Here is a 17,944-nt window from a genome sequence, read left to right on the forward strand (position 1 = left end):
TAACTTGAAAATCCAATTGCCGGTTAAAGGCTTTTCCCAGTACGATGTTTCCATTAATCCAAAGCTACAACCTTCTGCATGTGGACCGGTCACAGTATACGTGCTCCTAAACTATCTTTTACCGAACCACTCCTACATTCCTAACGATTTGTATAAACATTTAAAAGGAACAAGAATCGGTCTATTTACATATCGATTTATTAGGCGATTAAAAAAGCTGCTTGGTCCTGGTTGGACAATCCAAAAATGCTCCATAGAGGAGTCCTTGAGTGAGCTACAACAAGGTAGACCAGTGGCATTAAAGTTTGATAAATATTTTTCTTTTAAATGGAAACAGAAATTCTCTTTTTCCTATCACTGGGTACCATTAATTGGGTATGAAAAAAATAACGATGAACTCTATTTAATCGTTCATGATAATGGTGGAAGAGGAAGAGAAAGTTCTATACGCAAGATAAAATATGCAGAAAATGCTCCTATCCTCACGTTTATTAAAGTTGTCCCACCGGCTTCTGTTTCCCTTGCAGCTGACGAGCTAAAATAGTATAGCCATGCTCATATAAAAAATCGAATTTGTTCGTATCAATATTCGGTATGACTAAGTGATCGAGCTCCGCTTCAATTGGTACATCTCTACTGATGGTAGCAAGCTGCTTCGATAAGTGAAGCATTTCTAAATCAGCTTCAATTTTTGTTCGCTGACCCTTTGTTAGGAGATGCAGTGAGTCTATTACCTTTTCAACTGAACCATAGGCTTGTATAAGCTGAAGAGCAGTTTTCGGTCCAATACCCTTCACACCTGCATAGCCATCACTGGAATCTCCCATAAAAGCCTTCACATCCGGGAACTGCAGTGGAGAGATACCGTATTCATCTGTGAATCTTTCATGATTATAGTAGTCATATATCGTAAAGCCCTTTTTCGTGAATGCAATTTCAGTAGAAGGATCTAAAAGCTGAAGTAAATCCTTATCGCCACTGACAATCGTGAAATGGGCTTCGTCTTTCCATTTATGTGTGATAGATGCAATCGTATCGTCTGCTTCCATTCCAACTATCCCAAAGTTTTGCCATCCTAAATGCTCCGACAGCTCCTGGGCCATATCAAATTGAGGAATCATCTCCTCTGCTGGCTTTGGCCGATTCGCTTTATACCCATCAAATAAATCATTTCTAAACGTTTTCATTCCTTTATCCCAGCAAACCGCCATATGAGTAGGGTTCATTAGCTCCTGTGCTGCCAATACATGACGAGCAAAGCCCTGTACTGCATTCGTTGGAATCCCCTTTTCATTTTTAAAATAGTTTCCTGACATAGCAGTTGCAAAGAAAGAACGGAATAATAATGCCATACCATCTATAACTAATACACGAGGTTTTTCCTGTGTCATATACATCATCCTTTAGTTTATTAAAAGCACCTAAACAAGCAGTTTAATACTTTTATCACATATTATTATAACATGGATTGAAAATAAAAATTAAGGGTATATAATTCTAAAAAACTCTTTGGAGGTACATATGAATCTACATAACGGGTCTCTTTATTGGCCAACTACAACAAAACCATTTACTCCAACATTCATTGAGCCTTTAGATATATACGATGTCGTTATTGTCGGTGGAGGAATGTCTGGCTCCTTAACTGCGCTATCGCTTGCGAATACAGGATTGAAGGTTGCAGTATTAGATAAACGTATGATGGGTACCGGCAGCACTAGTGCGAATACAGGATTACTTCAGTATTCAAATGACATTATGCTTCATGAACTAATTGACCAAATCGGCGAAAAGGATGCTGTTCGCTTTTATCAGCTCTGTTATGAAGCAATGGATGAATTAGAGCTTGTGGCTAAAAGTCTCGATGAGGATTCGGATTTTATACGACGCCCTAGCCTGTGTTTTGCTAGCGAAGAAAATGATGTCGAGAAGCTAAAGGCGGAATACATAACACTTCAAAAATATAACTTTCCTTGTGATTATTTAGGAAGAAACGAGATAGCCAAAAAATTTTCCTTTTCCAAGGATGGCGCCCTACTAACTTTAGGTGACGCAGAGGTTAACCCGTTAAAGTTTGTACAGGGGGTTCTTCGAAAAGCGGAAGAGCTAGACGTTCATCTATATCCATATACAGAAGTTATAAATGTGATAGATAGAGATGATGATCTGGAAGTTCGAACAACTGGAAAATCGTTCTATGCTAAAAAAGTTGTATATACGACTGGATATGAGGATGTCCCTGTTGGAAAACGTAGGGGAGCTGATATCAATCATTCTTATGTGTTCGTCAGCAATCCTATTAGTAATTTAAGTGGCTGGCATGAAAAAGCTTTAATATGGGAGACAAAGCGACCTTACTTATACGCTCGTACATGCAAAGAAGGTAGATTAATTATAGGTGGTATGGACAAAGACCAACCTGAGGCACCACAATCGGAAGAGCTGATGATGAAGAGAGTAGAAAATCTTCTTTTCCAAGCAAGAGAACTATTCCCACAATACGATATAAGCATTGATTATGCATACGCTGCGACTTTTGGAGAATCTACTGATAATCTTCCATTCATTGGAGTACATCCAACGAAAGAAAATCATTATTACCTATTAGGTTATGGTGGAAACGGAACCGTTTATAGTATGCTCGGATCTCATATATTGAGAGATTTAATAACCGGTCATAAGAATGAGGATGCTGAGATTGTACAGTTGAATAGGCTAAGTAAAAGCAAAGAAGCGACTAATCAATAATTAGTCGCTCCAAACTTTAGATAAACACCATGAATTGTGATGTTTTGTCTAAAGTTTTTTCTATTAAAGTAACGATATGTGCTCTCCTGGATCTTCAGCTCGTACTATTCTCGTTGAAAGTCTCCACTCTTCCCTCCAATCAAAAGTCGACTCCTTCTATTTGTGGGTCAAGCCTAGTAATTAGACGTTGCACGCAGAGAAAAAACCTTCTCCTAGCTAGGAATCAAAAACTTATCTCTAATTTGAAATCCAAAAAGCATTAATTTTTTGATTTGATTTTTGTTGTCTTTATTAACACGTACTAATATATTCCGTACTCTGTAGTTTGTTTGTGTAAAGCATAGTATCTTTTCTAGCTCCTCAGACTCCCACCCTTCTATAAATAGAGTTCCTTCAGATAGCTTTTCTTTATGATTTAGTTCATCTATATAAAGCGATGTTGAATTGATCCAAAAAGTGTTTTGGGGATTTCCAGAATGATAGCCCTCGAAACCTCGAAGGTAATTGAGAAGGAATCTTTGTCGGTTACCTGACCATATCTCTGTGTTAGAAATACTTTTAAAGTTACAATTGGGGGCTTTGATGTGGATATCGTTGAGCTCAGCAATAAGAATAGAATGCTTTTTCTTAAATGCCTTCTTCTTAGTAGGATTCAATTGTTTTCTTTCATATTTTGCTATATGACGTTTTTCCAGGATAAGGCCAAGCTTACCCCTAAAATTTTTAGTTGAAAATAGGATAGACACAGTACCTGGAGCATGTATGGGCATAACCTCGCCAAGCAGCTTCTCAGCATGAAAAAGATCTTTTAGTTTTCCGTTTCCGTACTCCATGTATTTATCCAGCCACTGAAAACCATAAGAAAATGCTATTAATTCATTATTAAGATGTATTACCTTTGCGCTGACATGAGGCCGATCACCTTCAAACTTTTTCATAAAATCCAATCTATCGTTACTGGAGTGATTAAATTTGTCCATGTTTCCCTCTAATAAAGACTGCAATTGGTCAAATGTCACTACCTCTTCCTGTAGATCACCTAGTGCCCTTAGCTTTACTTCCATCATTGGAGTTATAACATGTAAAATTTCTACTGGATTGTTTTTCTTTTCTATACATTTGTAGCTTCTAGCATTCATGTAATTCCTTAATTTTAGGTGTGTATGATTGTCATAACTTAACGAATTAATCAAGAATACAGCCTGCTGCTTATCTAAAATAATTCCGTCCATCACAAACATAAGTACCCTATCTAAATCTCTCTTCTTTACTACGAAGTCTGTATAAGGACAGGATTGGATAGCTAACGTTTGCACAATTTTAACATTGTTCTTTTTACTCACTATAAAGGGAAAAAAAGCAATGACTTTCTGGTTTTCTCTAACACTATAAATCTCAATTTTCTTATCGTCTGAAAAATATCTCCACCAATTGTATATAAAATGAAATTCTAGAAATGGATTAGAATTTTGATTTGCTGCTAAAATAGTGGACCATTCTTTTTCGTACAAACTAAGATGTTTAAATGACTTGATAAGGAATAGCTCCAAATAATACTCCTTTCTTTTATCATATAGTCGTTATAGCAAAGAAGTCTTGTACTAAAAATTAGTTTATCCGCAAACGATTCTGTCCAAAGAATCCTCTTTAAAATAATATTATTAGGCTGGCTATTTCATTCCTATTTGCTGCGAATTAAGCAATATAGATTTTACAAAGAAAAAGCCATCACTCCAGTAGCTAAACTGGTAGCGTGGCTTTGTTCCACCTTTTATTCCCCATCACTATCAACCTCATGCTCTTCCTTCTCCTTCCCTCTTGGAGGTAGAAGTCTCATCTTCTCTAATACCTTTGGCAGGTTCATGGCGATAAACATGAGGAAAACTGTGAGTATTGCTAAATCATATGCTCCGTAACCGATTGTTAATCCTACGCATGCGGTAATCCAAAGATTTGCTGCTGTTGTTAGACCTCGCTTCACGTTATCCTTATCCACCCAAATAACTCCTGCTCCTAGAAAGCCGATGCCGCTAATAACTTGAGCTGCTAATCGCATGGGATCCATATAAGGCCCTTGGTTTAAGGTAGATAAGCTCATCGCCAGTGTAGAGCCGAGACATACTAAAATATGCGTACGAATCCCAGCAGGCTTGTGCTTAATAGCCCTCTCTAGTCCTATTAACAGACCTATGAATGTGGCTACCGCTAATCTTATATATAGATCATAATGTGAGTTAAATAATGATGTGACAAAGTCCACTGTGCATTCCACCCTTTAAAAGTTGTTCTTTTTACTACATGCCTTTTAGAGCATTCTTATTTCCAGTAACAAACTTGAGATTTGTTCCCATCTACGTCAAACAGCTCAAAATAGGTGTTTAGTCCATCCTGCTGTATATCTGTGACCTTAACTCCGCGACTGGATAATGTTTTATGGGCTTCATCTATAGAAGAAGAGAAGAAGATTGGATATGTACCATTTCCTCTACTATTCGGCTCCCCCTTTTCAAGAGTCAAGGGTGTACCACTTTCTCCTATTTTCAAAATGGCATAGTGTTCCTCCCTATACTGTTCCTCCAGTCCTAGCATCTCCTGATACCAGCTGCTAGCGGTATTAATATCCCGCACCTTTAAGCACACCGTATCAATTCGTTCGATTAAACCCATATAACCCCTCCTAAATAAAATAAGCTGTTCTATCTTTTATTCGCTATCGAACGCTTAAGTCCTTTTTAAAGCTTACTCCCAATAATTCATCATTAAGTCCGTTGCCCATTTTGGCTGCTCCACTTTCCCTTTTGGAAGAAATTCGTTCATCACGGGCTTAATGTCTAATATTGGAGTTCCATCTATCGCATCTAACCCTTTTACAAAGATCGATAGCCCCTCCCGTTCAATCAATTCAACCGTAGTAAGCCCAATTTTATTTGGTCGATTCTTACCTCGCTGCGCGAATATACCCACCTTCGGATAAGTCGCGTTATTTCTAGGATGCCTAGCAGTATATTGTACTTGATCGTCAGAAACAAGGTGAAACAAGAAAATTATTTCCAAATGACTAAAAGCATCAATGCCTTCTAAGCTATTCTCGTCCCAATCATCGTTTAACCTGATTTCAGAAACTACCTGCCCCCAATAATCATCCTCTGGAGTTTTTCTAGTGTTATGTACCGTTCCAATAGAGCTAACGTGAAATTTATGCATAAATACTCCCCCTTTAAACAAGCATAGCAAACCATGCATAAGTGTTGCATTACTAATTTGTTATGCGAGGTGATAGTTATTTTAAATGAGTTCATTAAAGGATTATGACCAAATCTTGTGGAAATAAAGTAGGATAAAGGGGGATTTATATGATTACAAAAGCAACTAAAGAGGATATCTCATTTATACTTTCTCATGCAGTAAGCTCTGCATCTGATGCAACGCAACTGGAGATTAGTGAAGAGAAGGCATTAGCCATGTTTCGGGGCGTTATAGATAAAGGAGGCTTCTACTTAGTGATTAAAGAAGAGGAAGCTATTCAAGGCTGGATCATGCTAGGTGAAAATACAGACTATTTCACAGATCAGAAGTATGGATTTATTTATGAAATTTATGTTCTCCCCGCCCATAGAGGAAAAGGGCTTTCTAAAATCCTCATTAATGAAGGAAACTCCTATTTTAAAGAACAAGGCTTTGAAGCGGTCCGATTAAATGTTTTTGCCTCCAACTTTGCCAAAGAGATTTATAAGAATGTTGGATTCCAAGAGGTTAATTGTATAATGGAAGTTAAATTATGATAGAAAATAAAAAGCAAATCAGAATAGGAAGCCAAACAATAAGCTACACACATATACAAACTGGTTCTCAAAAAATTTGCTTCATGCTATCTGGTTCGGGCTATAACTATGACAAACCCCTATTCTACTACTCAACCATGATGATGTTGGAGAATTCCATAGACATGGTACATGTACACTACTCCTATGGTGATACTTTCTCCAAAAAATCAATGGATGAGATAACCGAAATAATGATGGAAGATGTAAACCCTGTTATTTTAGAAGTTCTCCAGAATAATTTTTACAAGGATGTTATTTTCTTAGGGAAATCGATTGGGACAATACCAATTGCAAACGTCTTAATGAAAAGAGCAGAATTTTTAAATTCAACCATGATACTACTCACTCCGTTATTAAACTTCGAGGATATATTTAATTCGATTACGGTCAGCCCCCATCATGGCTTACTAGTTATCGGTGATCAAGACACCCATTTCAATCCAAGTTTTCTGCCAAAACTAAATAGCACGAATTTAAATATCGAGATTATTCCAAATGCTAATCATTCCTTAGATATGGAAGCTACTAATACATTGGACTCAGTGTTTGCATTATCCAAAGTGATGCAAAGAATCCAAGAGATAGTTACCTAAAAAGTTCTTCCGTATAAACTAAATCACAAAAACTCCTAGCGATCCATGCTTGGAGCTTTTTGCATCTCACCGACTTACCATACTTGAGGCCGGGAATCTTTCTGCTCACCTTAAGTATTACATCCGTTTCAGCCCCTGGTCTTAGTAACAATTCATCCTCACGAACAATGTTACATTCTTGCCATTTTTATACAATTAGAAAGAAATTACATCAAGAGCACTCATACACATTGTTTTCATTTAAAAGGAGGAGTCAAGTGTGTCATTGTTAACCAGGTGGGCATTTAGCAACAAAGCAGCAATAGCTGTATTGACTGTATTAGTTTTAGTAATTGGGGTGATTAGTTACTTTCGTTTGCCAATGGAGTTCTTACCTTCAGCGGATAATCCACAGGTCACCATTATAACTATGGGTTCAGGAACAGATGCAAAAACATTGGAAACTGAAGTAACAAGTCCAATTGAAAGCGCATTAAACGGTCTAAATGGAAAATCTTCCATCTATTCCAGAACAGGGGATGGATATTCACATGTAGACATTGTCTATGAATCTGGATATGATATGAAGCTGGCAAAACAGGAGGTACAAGAAGCTTTAGCACACATTTCCTTCCCTTCCGGTATAGCGAAGCCAGTGGTTTCCCAGCTGCATACGTCTATGATCCCTATTGTGAATATCGCTGTTACGTTTGAGGATGGATTTTCCACTGAAAATGTGGAGTTTGCAAGGAACACGCTCATCTCACGCTATGAGCAAATCAAAGGGATTTCCAACGTAGATTTATACGGGGCACATGATACAACCATTTCGGTTCAATTGGATATGGAAAAAATGCAGGAGAATCAAATTCCCATTGAATCAGTATTAACTATACTTCAAGGACAAAATGTTGCGGTGTCTGTTGGAGAGAAGACGGTAAACGGTCAAGTCAGTAATATTAAGGTCATCGGCGATGTAACTAGCTTAGATAAGTTAAAGCAAATGACCATTGTACCTGAAGTAACACTGGAGGACATTGCTAATATTCAGGAAGCAACCGATTCAGCTTTTATGAGTCACTTTAATGGCAAGGATACACTGGATATTAGTATTACAAAGGATAGTACATCCAATGCAGTGACGATCAGCAAGGAAGTTGAAAAAGTAACAAAGGAATTAAACGAAAAGTATACGCAGCAAGAATCCGTCATTTATGTTTCTTCCTCGGACTTGGTTCAAAATTCTGTCCATACGATGATGAAGGAAGTTTTACTTGGAGCATTGTTTGCGACTATTGTGATCATGATATTCCTTCGTAACATTCGGTCTACCTTTATTACGATTATTTCGATTCCTCTATCGCTATGCCTGACCTTATTTTTGCTATCGCTATCTGGTGTGACATTAAACATATTGACGCTTGGTGGTGTCGCTGTTGCAGTTGGGAGATTAGTGGATGACAGCATAGTAGTCATAGAGAATATTTTTCGGAAAATGCAGTCCGAGAAGTTTAGTGTTCAAATGGTTGTGGATGCCACAAAGCAGGTTGGAGTTGCCATTACCGCCTCGACATTAACGACTGTAGCTGTTTTTCTTCCCATGAGCTTGTTAAATGGTTCATTACAGGATTTTTTACTACCCTTTGCTCTAACGGTTACCTATTCGCTGTTAGCCTCTCTATTAGTTGCTTTAACAGTGGTCCCTATCATGAGTGCTAGCTTATTGAAGAACACGAAGTTACCGGAGCATAAGGAGGCTACTCGTTTTCCAAAGCTTGTCACCTGGTCGTTGAATCATAAGTGGGTCATCTTTTTGATTTCCGCAGCATTATTTTTCGGTTCCATCGGCACATACTTTTTAATACCAAAAGGAGCAGTCAATAGTTCCTCTTCCGATTATATAACCATCACGTTAACCTATCCAACAAGCACAGCTGCCGAGGAAGTGCAGTCAAACATGATGGATATGGAATCTTATATTCTCGAAATGGATGAGGTAGAACATGTTTTTGCGCAAGTAGGTACTCCTTCGGAGGCAGCACAATATGGAGCGGTGGGCTCTTCAACGGAAGCGTACTTCAGTATCTTATTACATGATAAGAATGATATCCCAATAGTGATGGAGTCGATTGAAGGAAAAAGAGAAATGTTTTCAAGTGCCGCATTTGAAATGACCGAAGCCTCATTTATGATGGGTGGCTCCAGTACTAATATTAATATTGATTTAGTTGGAGAAAATATCGAAAGCTTAGAAAAGCTTGCGCCGACTATTCAAGAAAAAATTCAACCTATTACTGGCGTAAATAAAGTAACTACAAATCAAGATGAAAAGAAAACGGTCTACTCACTTATTGTTGACCCTTCCAAAGGTAATACAGAGCAAATTGCTCAACAATTAGGTGTAATGTTAAATAAAACACCGATCGGAACCATTAATATAGATGGCAAGGAAAAAGCAGTTATGCTCGAGCCACTGTTAAATATAGAAAAACCAAATGATTTAGAATCTATCCAGATCATGACTAACGAGGGAGCTGTTCCGGTATCTTCTGTGGCAACCCTACAGTCTGAAAAGCTTGCCACTACCCTACTGCACAAGGATGGGGAAACCTATCTAAGAATTACTGCAGATGTCGATCCAGCTAGACTTTCTGAAATTGCTAGTGAAATAAACGTGGCGATATTCGGAAATGGTGAGGGTAAAAAAGGAATAGAAATATCAAAGGATATAGAAGTGTTTGTAGGTGGCTCTAGTAGTCAGCAGGCAGATGAATTTGAGGATCTCTTTTTAGTGATGCTCGTCTCCATTGGATTAGTATTTTTAATCATGGTGATAACATTCAAATCCATTCGCACACCAATTGCAATTCTCTTCTCGCTACCATTAGCAGCAATTGGAGCTGTACTTGGAATCGTAATAAGTGGTATTTCCATTGATATAACTGCTCTACTTGGTGCACTTATGCTAATTGGAGTTGTTGTAACGAATGCCATTGTCTTGCTAGACAGAGTGAAGCAAAATGAACAGAAAATGACGATACGGGAATCATTGGTTGAAGCTGCCACCACTAGAATGCGACCAATTTTTATGACAGCCATCGCGACCATCTGTGCCATGCTCCCACTGTTACTTAAGCAAGCCGAGTCAGGTATCCTTGTATCACAAAGTCTTGCAATCGTTGTAATTGGAGGATTGGCAATGGCTACGCTACTAACCTTAATTGTAATTCCATGTATTTATGAGCTTCTCTACTTTAGAAAATCTAAAAAGCAAAGACTGGCTAATACTGTGGATTGAGGAATGACTTGATTAAAAAATTTCCATAGTGTAACTAATGGCTTATCACTCCCTTGTCAGAGACGACAAGTTCGAGCGATAAGCCATCTATTGTTAATGCTATCCAAATACAACAAATGAATTTCTTTAATGATTCAATAATGTCAGTTTTAGTATGTTATTATTTTTTTAGCCTCTACCTCATATATCTCTACATCATAATGATAAGCTTCTGCAAAATAACGACCTTTTTCGATAAGTTCATCAGCAAATAATCTTTCTCCAGCTTCTGCAAATTGTACAGCATAATATAAGTAATCATTTGGATTAAACAACAGCTGTTCAAGTGGTTTAAAATATGTACTAGCTAAACTTACATCATTTACCTCAAACGCCGCAGTAACTAGATATGGCAAAACGAAGGGGGAGTATGGATTTATGCTCGATTGATCTGCTAGCAGTTGCTCTCCCATTGTTATTACTTTTTCTGGGTCTAAATTTTTGTCCGCTATCATATTGATTTTATTTTTATTTAGGCGAAAGCTTTCATGATACGCCACATATTCTTCGTTAGTTACTGCCTCAAAAGCTGTGGCAAAATCACCAGACTCTTTATATGCCAAAATGACTTTAGTAATTACATCTTCCCCATAGGTTTCAATTAAGTCATAAATGGCATAAAAGCCTTGAAGATATATAGTATTTACATTTTCATTATGGTTTTCCTGTAATCTTTCAAATGGAAAAGTATCGAAATAATAGGAATATAAAACTGGGAAAGCTTGCTCTACCTGAAAGGCAAAGTATTCTGCTATTCCTTCTGTGAACCAAGCAGGTAATTCTTGAATAGATATTTCGTGCTCTCTTAAATATAAATCAAATAAAAAATGGCTATATTCATGAAGTGTTGTATATGATGCAAACTGCTCGTTTTCTCCATTGATTAAAATATTTCCCATTTCACTTAAATACAATCCTGTATTTGTATCCATTCGTTCATGACCTTTATATCCAGGTAAAGTAACAAAAATAGGAAGTGAATCGTGCGATGTAAATTCCATTTTAAATAAATCTTGTGCTAATTGTCTTGTCGATGCTAACTGTTCTAAAACTGCTTGCGAGTCATACAAAACTTGCGGGGATTTATAAATTGTTACGTCCCCAACTTGTGTTTTTACATAACCCTCATTAAATTTGAAAAAGTATTCAAAAGCTTTTTGTTGATTGAAGTAAAAATAAATGCTGACACTTATAGCTGCTAACAAAAACAAAGTAATTATAGTTGAACCTCTTTTTCTCATATTGTACCTCCACTCATGTCATTATTTATCTAGTTTCCTAGTATCAACAATTCGCTTATCTTTTGGAAATTATAACATTAAATTCTTATCCTTTTTTATTTAAAAATAGATTAGGGTGAACTTCAAATTTATTTAATTAACGTAAGTAAACATATAATCTTACTAAAGGGGGAAATTAATATTGAGAATTACTATATATTTTATTACTTTCATAGGAATCATTTTATTATGTATAACGGGTTGTTCGAATGCTACAAAAGACGAAGTTCAAAATATAGAAGGTCAAAATATAGAAGGTCAAAAAATAGAAGTTCAAAAGCGTGTTGGGGATGAAAATAAATACGAGGTTTTCAAAGATATCACGAATGACGAGGATGTTGAGAAAGTTAAAGAGATTATAGATATGATGGATTGGGAAAATGCAAAAGTAGAAATGGTACGTCCTCCCGATTACCGATTTTCTTTTCTAACTCCAAAAGCAAAAGGATTAGTTTATAGCCTGTGGATCAGCCCAAACTCTACAGTGGAAATTATTATTTACGGAGAACATAAGTATTCTCAACTAGACAAGAGTAAGTCAACAGAACTGATTGAAATCCTTTCTAAGGAGTGACGCTACGAGAAAAGTATCTCTTACTGTGACTATACACATTTCAATTAATCCATTTTTCTAGAAACAATAAGAAAAGCCAGACCAGCTGAATTCGCTTGGTCTGGCTTTTATATTATTTGAACGAAATTAATTCAGCGTCTAAGATTCCATCGCTGCCTATCATTTTAATAATTCCAACACCAGGAGCTAAGTAATAAGTGTAACCCGCGTAAGTCTTGAATATCACAACATTTTGGAATGTGCCTGCCTTTACTGTGACAGTGCTAGTTGTACTGATTACATTGATGTTATGGATTATACTCTCATTTCCATCCCAGTCTATCTCTTTCGTTTGCTTTCCTTCAATTAAAGGATATTGTACATTAAATAGGCCCCAATCTGTATAATTTACACCAAATCCTATAGAAGAAACTCCCTCGGCAGAAGTATATTCGTTATACACATATCCACCGATTTCCTGGCCCGGTATAGTCAGAAGAGTGCGAGTTGCACCAAATTCATTTTCAACTTTTGTAATAAACTCTCTCTTTGTAGGCTCTGTAAAGCTTGGAGAATACGTAAGCTTCATACCTGCTTTTGGGGTGATTCCACCGTGTACTTCCTTGTTCAACAAGGCAAGCTTGCTTTTAGACGGTGTTTCGTATTTTAACTTTGTACTTTTTTGCACGAAGCTACTTGCACCTAATCCGTATAATCCGCCGTTTGTCCCCTTATACGTGTAAACTCTATATTCATCGCCCTTTTTAAGAGTGCGAACCTTGCTAAGCGATCCATTTGAACCGATTTTGACTAAATCCGTGTCCGCTAAAATAGTTACCTTACCAATTTGTCCTGCCTTTAGTTCTGTTTTGCCCCACATAACCTTATGTGTAGCTGCTTCAGCCGATATGTTACCGGTAGCCGTAATTCCCAATGCCAACATACCAACTAGTACTGCCTTGCTAATTTTTTTAAACATATTAAAACTCTCCCTTCCAATACTATTCTAACAGAGTTTAAATATAAAAATAGTCTATATTGGATATACATCCAATAATTCGTATATTTAAATTTAATTTGTATTTATTTGTAAAAAAACGCTAATTTTTTTGGTCTAATTCCTTTTTTAGCATGTAATAAATGTCTGTATTGTTATTGGTTCATAAAAAAAAGAACTGCAATATAGCAGCTCTATTTCCTATTAACGTGATGGTTTTATTGGGGCACACTCTGTACAGCTTTTCTGGTTACTCCCTTTAAACTTTGTTAAAGTCTTTTCAAAGACATTCCCACAGGAACATTTAAACTGTAATTTTTGAGAGAAACCTTTATATTCTGTCGACAGTAATTCACTGGTTGAATTCTTTTTAACATACTCACGGATTTCTTCAATCGTCCATCTTTTATTCATCATGACACCTCCGACATAGCTTCCGAATAGACATAAAGGAAGAAGCTTCGGAAACTTCCTTTCAACCGGGATCATCTGCTCCTAATCTACCTAAGGCTCCTATTATAGCATAGAACGGGCCTTCATCACTACTTATACTAGCTCAAATTCTACCCCTTTAGGATATAAGGATACGTAGCTTCCTTCATCAGTTTTAAAAGCTATTTCCACGCCTTCTGTTAGCTTTTTTTCTGATAATAGCTTCCAAATGGAGTTAAACGCAATCTCTATGTCTAAAACTTGGAATGTGCTTGTTCCTGCTCCTGCTCCGATTTCCGATCCATAGGCATAACCGTTGCCAGTGTACATTAGTTCCTCTTCCACTATTTCTTCAACCATCAGGCTTTTATCCTCTGTCATCTCAAACTCTTCCTCGTTCTCTTCATTATACCGATATTGGATATAGACTTTCTTTAGTTCCTTTTCTTCAACCAATTGATAGCCTTGATTGGCCTTCTCTGCTGCTAATGTTTGCATAAACTTTTTAGGCCTCTCCCAAAATCTTAACTTATGCTCTTCTCTCGCACCTACCATACCAACTGTGCCACTTACAATGATAATCGGACTTTTAAATTGATAATCAAATATGTTCCAAAACAGAGTTTTGTTACCCGACTTCTTAATCATTAAAATTTTCAATTGAATACATCCCCTTTGTATATAGTTGCGAAAACTATCCCCTTGTTTTTAATAGATCGATCTCTTCTACATTTCTTTCATATAAGAAGATATTATTATTATCTATTAGCTTCTGCTCTGAAATCACACGTCGGATTTTTTCAATTGCTATTTCCAGATCATCTACAATGCAAAATATATTTACCATTTTTTCGTCATCGATTCCCACACCATCAGTAAATCCAACACCAGTTTCATCTAGTTCTGTTTCTATTTGTCTACAAAGCTCCATACCTACATTTTGTAGCTCTTCATTAGACTGCCTACCATTGTTATGGATATAAATGATAAGCTCCTCTTTCCCCATACTATCCGCAAACCCTTGATTTCTTTTTTCCTCTACTAAACTTTCCAAACGCTTTTTACCGCTTTCAAAAATCCCTAGCTGAATCTCTTCCTTATTCTTATTAACCCCAATTATTCCAGACTCCACATACAATTTCTTTCGATGCAGCCATGCCTTCCAATAATGTGTTTCATTCCCCATTTTTTTATGTAGTTCAGCCATTCTCTAACCTCCCTCTCCTAAATTAATAAAACCTTATTACGATTATATCCTTTTTTGCGATTGGTGATTATATATAACGTGTTACTTTGAATATAGAAATTTTGAGTGTATCAATCCATACTCAGCTTCTCTTTCATTTAACGAAATAACTTCCATAGAGTCTATATTAATTGCCATTTTCGTTCGTCATAATGTTTGAATTAAAATTATACAAAAAGCGAACAGTCAAAATTTGAGCTGACTGTTCGCTTTTGGATGATGTTATTTTAATGATTCTTGTGCAAGAGATGCTAATTCTTGTGCTTTAGAGCTAATCTCTTGGATAGTTGCTGAAAACTCTTGGATGGATCCAGATTGGTTATCCGTCAAGGTATTTACCTCTAGGAAGGCTTGGTTTAATGTGTCAATCAATCCTTGAATATTTTTGGTTATGTCATTGATCTGATTTACATTTTCCTTGGAGTTTGTTGCTAGCTTACGTATCTCATTGGCTACTACCGAGAATCCCTTCCCTACGTCTCCTGCTCGTGCTGCCTCAATTGCCGCGTTTAGACCAAGCAGATTACTTTGGTCAGATATCCCTTTGACAACCGACGAAATTTCACCAATTTGTTCTGCACTAGAACTTACATCCTTCATTTGAGTTGTTATGTCCGTTACACGATCTGCTAGCGATGTAACTGAGTCACTAATATCCTCAATACCAGCTGCCGTTTGCTCTACAATGACTGAAAAACTTTCGGCCATTTCAAAAAGCTTGTTTGCTTTTTCGAGACTTGTTCCAATACCTACTCCACCAATCACGTTGCCTTGTTCATCGTGAAGCGGAAGAGCACGAGCTATCAATGGAAATCCAAATAACTCTTTCGGAACAACGGCCGATAAAGGAGCATTACTTCTTATCGAATTAGTAACGATGTCTCCCTCCATTAATGGATCTCCAGGATTTACATTTAGCGAAAAGGTTTGACCTGGGATATTAATAATCAGCTTCTCCGTATCATAAATGCCCACAGTAATATCATCTTGGACTAGCCCATTAAGTAATGGAGCAATTTTAACAAATGCTTGTAATAATTCATGTTCAGCCATTTTTTACTCTCTTTTCCTATTAGTATGGTAGGTTCCTTTGACCATAGTTCACTGAAATCCATTTTAAAGTTGTAAATTCATCTAAGCTCCATTGACCATTCAGTCGTCCTAATCCGGATTGCTTCTCACCACCGAAGGCAACAATTGGCTCGTCATTAATCGTTAAATCATTTACATGGATCATACCTGTATGGACCTTCTTAGCCATCTCTACTCCACGTTCTAGGTTAGATGTATGAATGGCACCACTTAGCCCAAAACGAGTGTTATTCGCAATGTCAATTGCCTCCTCTTCTGTATCAAAAGGCATGACACATACGACTGGTCCGAAAAGCTCTTCCTGGGAAACCGTCATATCCGTAGTAACGTCTGTTAAGATCGTTGGTTCTAGCAATCTCCCTTTTACGTTTCCTTTTAGGAAAGGAGTAGCTCCCTCTTCAATTCCTTTGTCGATTAGTGCTTGCAGTGTTTTCGCTTGACGATCATTGATAACTGGCCCAATGATTGTTTCTGGATTTTGTGGATCACCAACTTTAAGAGAAGCTACTTTTTCTGCATACTTTTCCGTGAACTGCTTATAGATAGAACGTTGAACTAATATTCTATTTGCAGACATACAAATTTGTCCTTGATGAGTAAATCTACTGAAAGTAGCAGCATTCACTGCATACTCTAGGTCTGCATCCTCTAATATGATAAAAGCACTGTTTCCGCCTAGCTCAAGTAAAGGCTTTTTGAAGTTTTTAATAGCTACCTGACCAATATAGCTTCCTACTTGGGTAGAGCCTGTAAAGGAGATAATTCGTGGAATTGGATGCTCTACAAATGCATCGCCAATTTCCTTGATATCTGTAACTACAACATTTATTAATCCCTTCGGTACGCCTGCTTCTTCAAAGATTTTCCCAATGATTGTTCCACCCATAATCGGAGTGTCATCATGAGGCTTCAGCACCACACCGTTTCCAGCTCCAAGTGCAGGTGCAACAGACTTCATGGACAAGAAGAACGGAAAGTTAAATGGGCTAATAACTCCTACAACCCCTGCAGGGATACGGTATAATCTGTTTTCTACATCATCAATCGTAGAAGGCAGGATTTTTCCTTCCATACGTAAAGGGAAGGTAGCTGCCTCCTTGATAATATTTTTCACAAGACCAATTTCAAAAGCAGCTTTTAAACGAGTACCACCTAGCTCTTCCATGATAATAGCCGTGATTTCCTCTTCATGCTCCTCCATATATTTCACTGCATTTTCTAGAATGTCGCGTTTTTTGTAAGGGTTGACCTTATCCCACTCTAGCTTTGCAGCATGTGCTGCCTTATATGCTAAATCTATATCATCAATATTTGCTAGCTTGTATGTATTGATTGGTTGATCATTATATGGGTTCGTGTTGTTTAAAACCAGATTACTCTGGCCATCTCTCCATTCACCAGCGATCAATTGTTTACCTAACATTTCTAAGTTCATTTGTTAACCTCCAAGATAATTTCTTATTTCCTCTTTGATTATCGTCAGGATTAGTAAAAACTTTACTAAAATAGAAATTAAATGTGAATATATTGTTTTTTAGTTTAAGAAATGGGACAGATGTTAGTTCTTTATTCTAATATTTTTGGCCTTTTTAATATTTATAATTACCTACCTTAATAGATTGTTTTTGTCCGCATAAGATACTTTTACTTTCTTACACCCTACCGTCTACATCTATAATTACCAAGCCCAACCTATTCCATCAATTCATAACATTGCAAGAAAATTATCCTATTTCAAACCTCATAGCTCTTTCCCTATTCCCTTGTATAGCAGCAACTTAAGTTTGGAGCGTCAACTTTCATCCCTTAATCCTTTATGGTTTTCAACGCTTTTTTGAATAAATTTGTCACATTTACAATTGT

General features: G+C 37.0%; 18 protein-coding genes. 6 read left to right on the forward strand and 12 right to left on the reverse strand.

Annotated features, from left to right (window positions below):
• Positions 1-4: 4 nt before the first annotated feature.
• Positions 5-544 carry a C39 family peptidase gene (locus NSQ95_RS13640; protein WP_342559758.1) on the forward strand — a complete coding sequence of 180 codons (540 nt, stop codon included), beginning with the start codon at positions 5-7 and terminating at the stop codon, positions 542-544.
• Here NSQ95_RS13640 and NSQ95_RS13645 read toward each other — a convergent pair.
• A complete protein-coding gene (locus NSQ95_RS13645; protein WP_169359612.1) occupies positions 492-1,391 on the reverse strand; it encodes a 5'-3' exonuclease in 900 nt (299 codons plus the stop codon). The two genes, NSQ95_RS13640 and NSQ95_RS13645, sit on opposite strands and share 53 nt — an antisense overlap.
• Positions 1,392-1,521: 130 nt before the next feature.
• On the opposite strand from NSQ95_RS13645, the gene NSQ95_RS13650 reads away from it, so the two are divergent.
• Positions 1,522-2,748: an FAD-dependent oxidoreductase gene (locus NSQ95_RS13650; RefSeq protein WP_342559759.1), complete on the forward strand. Its 1,227-nt coding sequence runs from the start codon at positions 1,522-1,524 to the stop codon at positions 2,746-2,748.
• 212 nt (positions 2,749-2,960) lie between these two features.
• On the opposite strand, the gene NSQ95_RS13655 is transcribed toward NSQ95_RS13650, so the two are convergent.
• From NSQ95_RS13655 to tsaA, 4 genes are all read right to left on the reverse strand, one after another.
• Positions 2,961-4,298: a hypothetical protein gene (locus tag NSQ95_RS13655; RefSeq protein ID WP_340882804.1), complete on the reverse strand. Its 1,338-nt coding sequence runs from the start codon at positions 4,296-4,298 to the stop codon at positions 2,961-2,963.
• Between the two features lie 221 nt (positions 4,299-4,519).
• Positions 4,520-5,008, reverse strand: coding sequence for an MgtC/SapB family protein (locus NSQ95_RS13660; protein WP_342559760.1), 489 nt, complete (start codon positions 5,006-5,008; stop codon positions 4,520-4,522).
• A 56-nt stretch (positions 5,009-5,064) separates the two neighbouring features.
• Positions 5,065-5,415, reverse strand: coding sequence for a VOC family protein (locus NSQ95_RS13665; RefSeq protein ID WP_342559761.1), 351 nt, complete (start codon positions 5,413-5,415; stop codon positions 5,065-5,067).
• A gap of 72 nt (positions 5,416-5,487) precedes the next feature.
• Positions 5,488-5,952, reverse strand: coding sequence for a tRNA (N6-threonylcarbamoyladenosine(37)-N6)-methyltransferase TrmO (tsaA, locus tag NSQ95_RS13670; RefSeq protein ID WP_342559762.1), 465 nt, complete (start codon positions 5,950-5,952; stop codon positions 5,488-5,490).
• 149 nt (positions 5,953-6,101) lie between these two features.
• On the opposite strand from tsaA, the gene NSQ95_RS13675 reads away from it, so the two are divergent.
• The 3 genes from NSQ95_RS13675 (at position 6,102) to NSQ95_RS13685 (ending at position 10,442) form a co-directional block, all read left to right on the forward strand.
• Positions 6,102-6,530, forward strand: a complete 429-nt coding sequence (locus tag NSQ95_RS13675; RefSeq protein WP_342559763.1) for a GNAT family N-acetyltransferase — start codon at positions 6,102-6,104, stop codon at positions 6,528-6,530.
• Positions 6,531-6,694: 164 nt separating this feature from the next.
• Positions 6,695-7,165 (forward strand): alpha/beta hydrolase, encoded by a 471-nt coding sequence (locus NSQ95_RS13680; RefSeq protein ID WP_342559764.1) that lies wholly within the window; start codon positions 6,695-6,697, stop codon positions 7,163-7,165.
• A 259-nt stretch (positions 7,166-7,424) separates the two neighbouring features.
• Positions 7,425-10,442 carry an efflux RND transporter permease subunit gene (locus tag NSQ95_RS13685; protein ID WP_342559765.1) on the forward strand — a complete coding sequence of 1,006 codons (3,018 nt, stop codon included), beginning with the start codon at positions 7,425-7,427 and terminating at the stop codon, positions 10,440-10,442.
• 149 nt (positions 10,443-10,591) lie between these two features.
• On the opposite strand, the gene NSQ95_RS13690 is transcribed toward NSQ95_RS13685, so the two are convergent.
• On the reverse strand, positions 10,592-11,722 hold the full coding sequence (locus NSQ95_RS13690; RefSeq protein ID WP_342559766.1) for a collagenase: 1,131 nt from the start codon (positions 11,720-11,722) through the stop codon (positions 10,592-10,594).
• A 181-nt stretch (positions 11,723-11,903) separates the two neighbouring features.
• On the opposite strand from NSQ95_RS13690, the gene NSQ95_RS13695 reads away from it, so the two are divergent.
• Positions 11,904-12,335 (forward strand): hypothetical protein, encoded by a 432-nt coding sequence (locus NSQ95_RS13695; protein WP_342559767.1) that lies wholly within the window; start codon positions 11,904-11,906, stop codon positions 12,333-12,335.
• 112 nt (positions 12,336-12,447) lie between these two features.
• Here NSQ95_RS13695 and NSQ95_RS13700 read toward each other — a convergent pair whose 3' ends face one another.
• The 6 genes from NSQ95_RS13700 to NSQ95_RS13725 all read right to left on the reverse strand — a co-directional run bounded on the left by NSQ95_RS13700 (position 12,448) and on the right by NSQ95_RS13725 (position 17,516).
• Positions 12,448-13,293, reverse strand: coding sequence for a hypothetical protein (locus NSQ95_RS13700; RefSeq protein WP_342559768.1), 846 nt, complete (start codon positions 13,291-13,293; stop codon positions 12,448-12,450).
• A 222-nt stretch (positions 13,294-13,515) separates the two neighbouring features.
• Entirely contained in the window at positions 13,516-13,725 is a 210-nt protein-coding gene (locus NSQ95_RS13705; protein ID WP_340882788.1) for a hypothetical protein, read from the reverse strand.
• Between the two features lie 132 nt (positions 13,726-13,857).
• On the reverse strand, positions 13,858-14,403 hold the full coding sequence (locus tag NSQ95_RS13710; protein WP_342559769.1) for a hypothetical protein: 546 nt from the start codon (positions 14,401-14,403) through the stop codon (positions 13,858-13,860).
• Positions 14,404-14,437: 34 nt separating this feature from the next.
• Positions 14,438-14,950 (reverse strand): hypothetical protein, encoded by a 513-nt coding sequence (locus NSQ95_RS13715; protein ID WP_342559770.1) that lies wholly within the window; start codon positions 14,948-14,950, stop codon positions 14,438-14,440.
• A gap of 261 nt (positions 14,951-15,211) precedes the next feature.
• Positions 15,212-16,042 (reverse strand): methyl-accepting chemotaxis protein, encoded by an 831-nt coding sequence (locus NSQ95_RS13720; RefSeq protein ID WP_340882782.1) that lies wholly within the window; start codon positions 16,040-16,042, stop codon positions 15,212-15,214.
• 19 nt (positions 16,043-16,061) lie between these two features.
• Positions 16,062-17,516, reverse strand: coding sequence for an aldehyde dehydrogenase family protein (locus NSQ95_RS13725; protein ID WP_342559771.1), 1,455 nt, complete (start codon positions 17,514-17,516; stop codon positions 16,062-16,064).
• Positions 17,517-17,944 lie beyond the last annotated feature (428 nt).

It is taken from the genome of Psychrobacillus sp. FSL W7-1457 (assembly GCF_038593405.1).
Classification (GTDB): Bacteria; Bacillota; Bacilli; order Bacillales_A; family Planococcaceae; genus Psychrobacillus.

Excerpts from the sequence above, each read along its gene's own strand:
- NSQ95_RS13690 (WP_342559766.1), bottom strand. The coding sequence starts at position 11,722 with ATGAGAAAAAGAGGTTCAACTATAATTACTTTGTTTTTGTTAGCAGCT.
- NSQ95_RS13700 (WP_342559768.1), bottom strand. The coding sequence starts at position 13,293 with ATGTTTAAAAAAATTAGCAAGGCAGTACTAGTTGGTATGTTGGCATTG.
- NSQ95_RS13725 (WP_342559771.1), bottom strand. The coding sequence starts at position 17,516 with ATGAACTTAGAAATGTTAGGTAAACAATTGATCGCTGGTGAATGGAGA.
- NSQ95_RS13705 (WP_340882788.1), bottom strand. The coding sequence starts at position 13,725 with ATGAATAAAAGATGGACGATTGAAGAAATCCGTGAGTATGTTAAAAAG.
- NSQ95_RS13720 (WP_340882782.1), bottom strand. The coding sequence starts at position 16,042 with ATGGCTGAACATGAATTATTACAAGCATTTGTTAAAATTGCTCCATTA.
- NSQ95_RS13675 (WP_342559763.1), top strand. The coding sequence starts at position 6,102 with ATGATTACAAAAGCAACTAAAGAGGATATCTCATTTATACTTTCTCAT.
- NSQ95_RS13680 (WP_342559764.1), top strand. The coding sequence starts at position 6,695 with ATGGTACATGTACACTACTCCTATGGTGATACTTTCTCCAAAAAATCA.
- NSQ95_RS13665 (WP_342559761.1), bottom strand. The coding sequence starts at position 5,415 with ATGGGTTTAATCGAACGAATTGATACGGTGTGCTTAAAGGTGCGGGAT.
- NSQ95_RS13715 (WP_342559770.1), bottom strand. The coding sequence starts at position 14,950 with ATGGCTGAACTACATAAAAAAATGGGGAATGAAACACATTATTGGAAG.
- tsaA (WP_342559762.1), bottom strand. The coding sequence starts at position 5,952 with ATGCATAAATTTCACGTTAGCTCTATTGGAACGGTACATAACACTAGA.
- NSQ95_RS13645 (WP_169359612.1), bottom strand. The coding sequence starts at position 1,391 with ATGACACAGGAAAAACCTCGTGTATTAGTTATAGATGGTATGGCATTA.
- NSQ95_RS13650 (WP_342559759.1), top strand. The coding sequence starts at position 1,522 with ATGAATCTACATAACGGGTCTCTTTATTGGCCAACTACAACAAAACCA.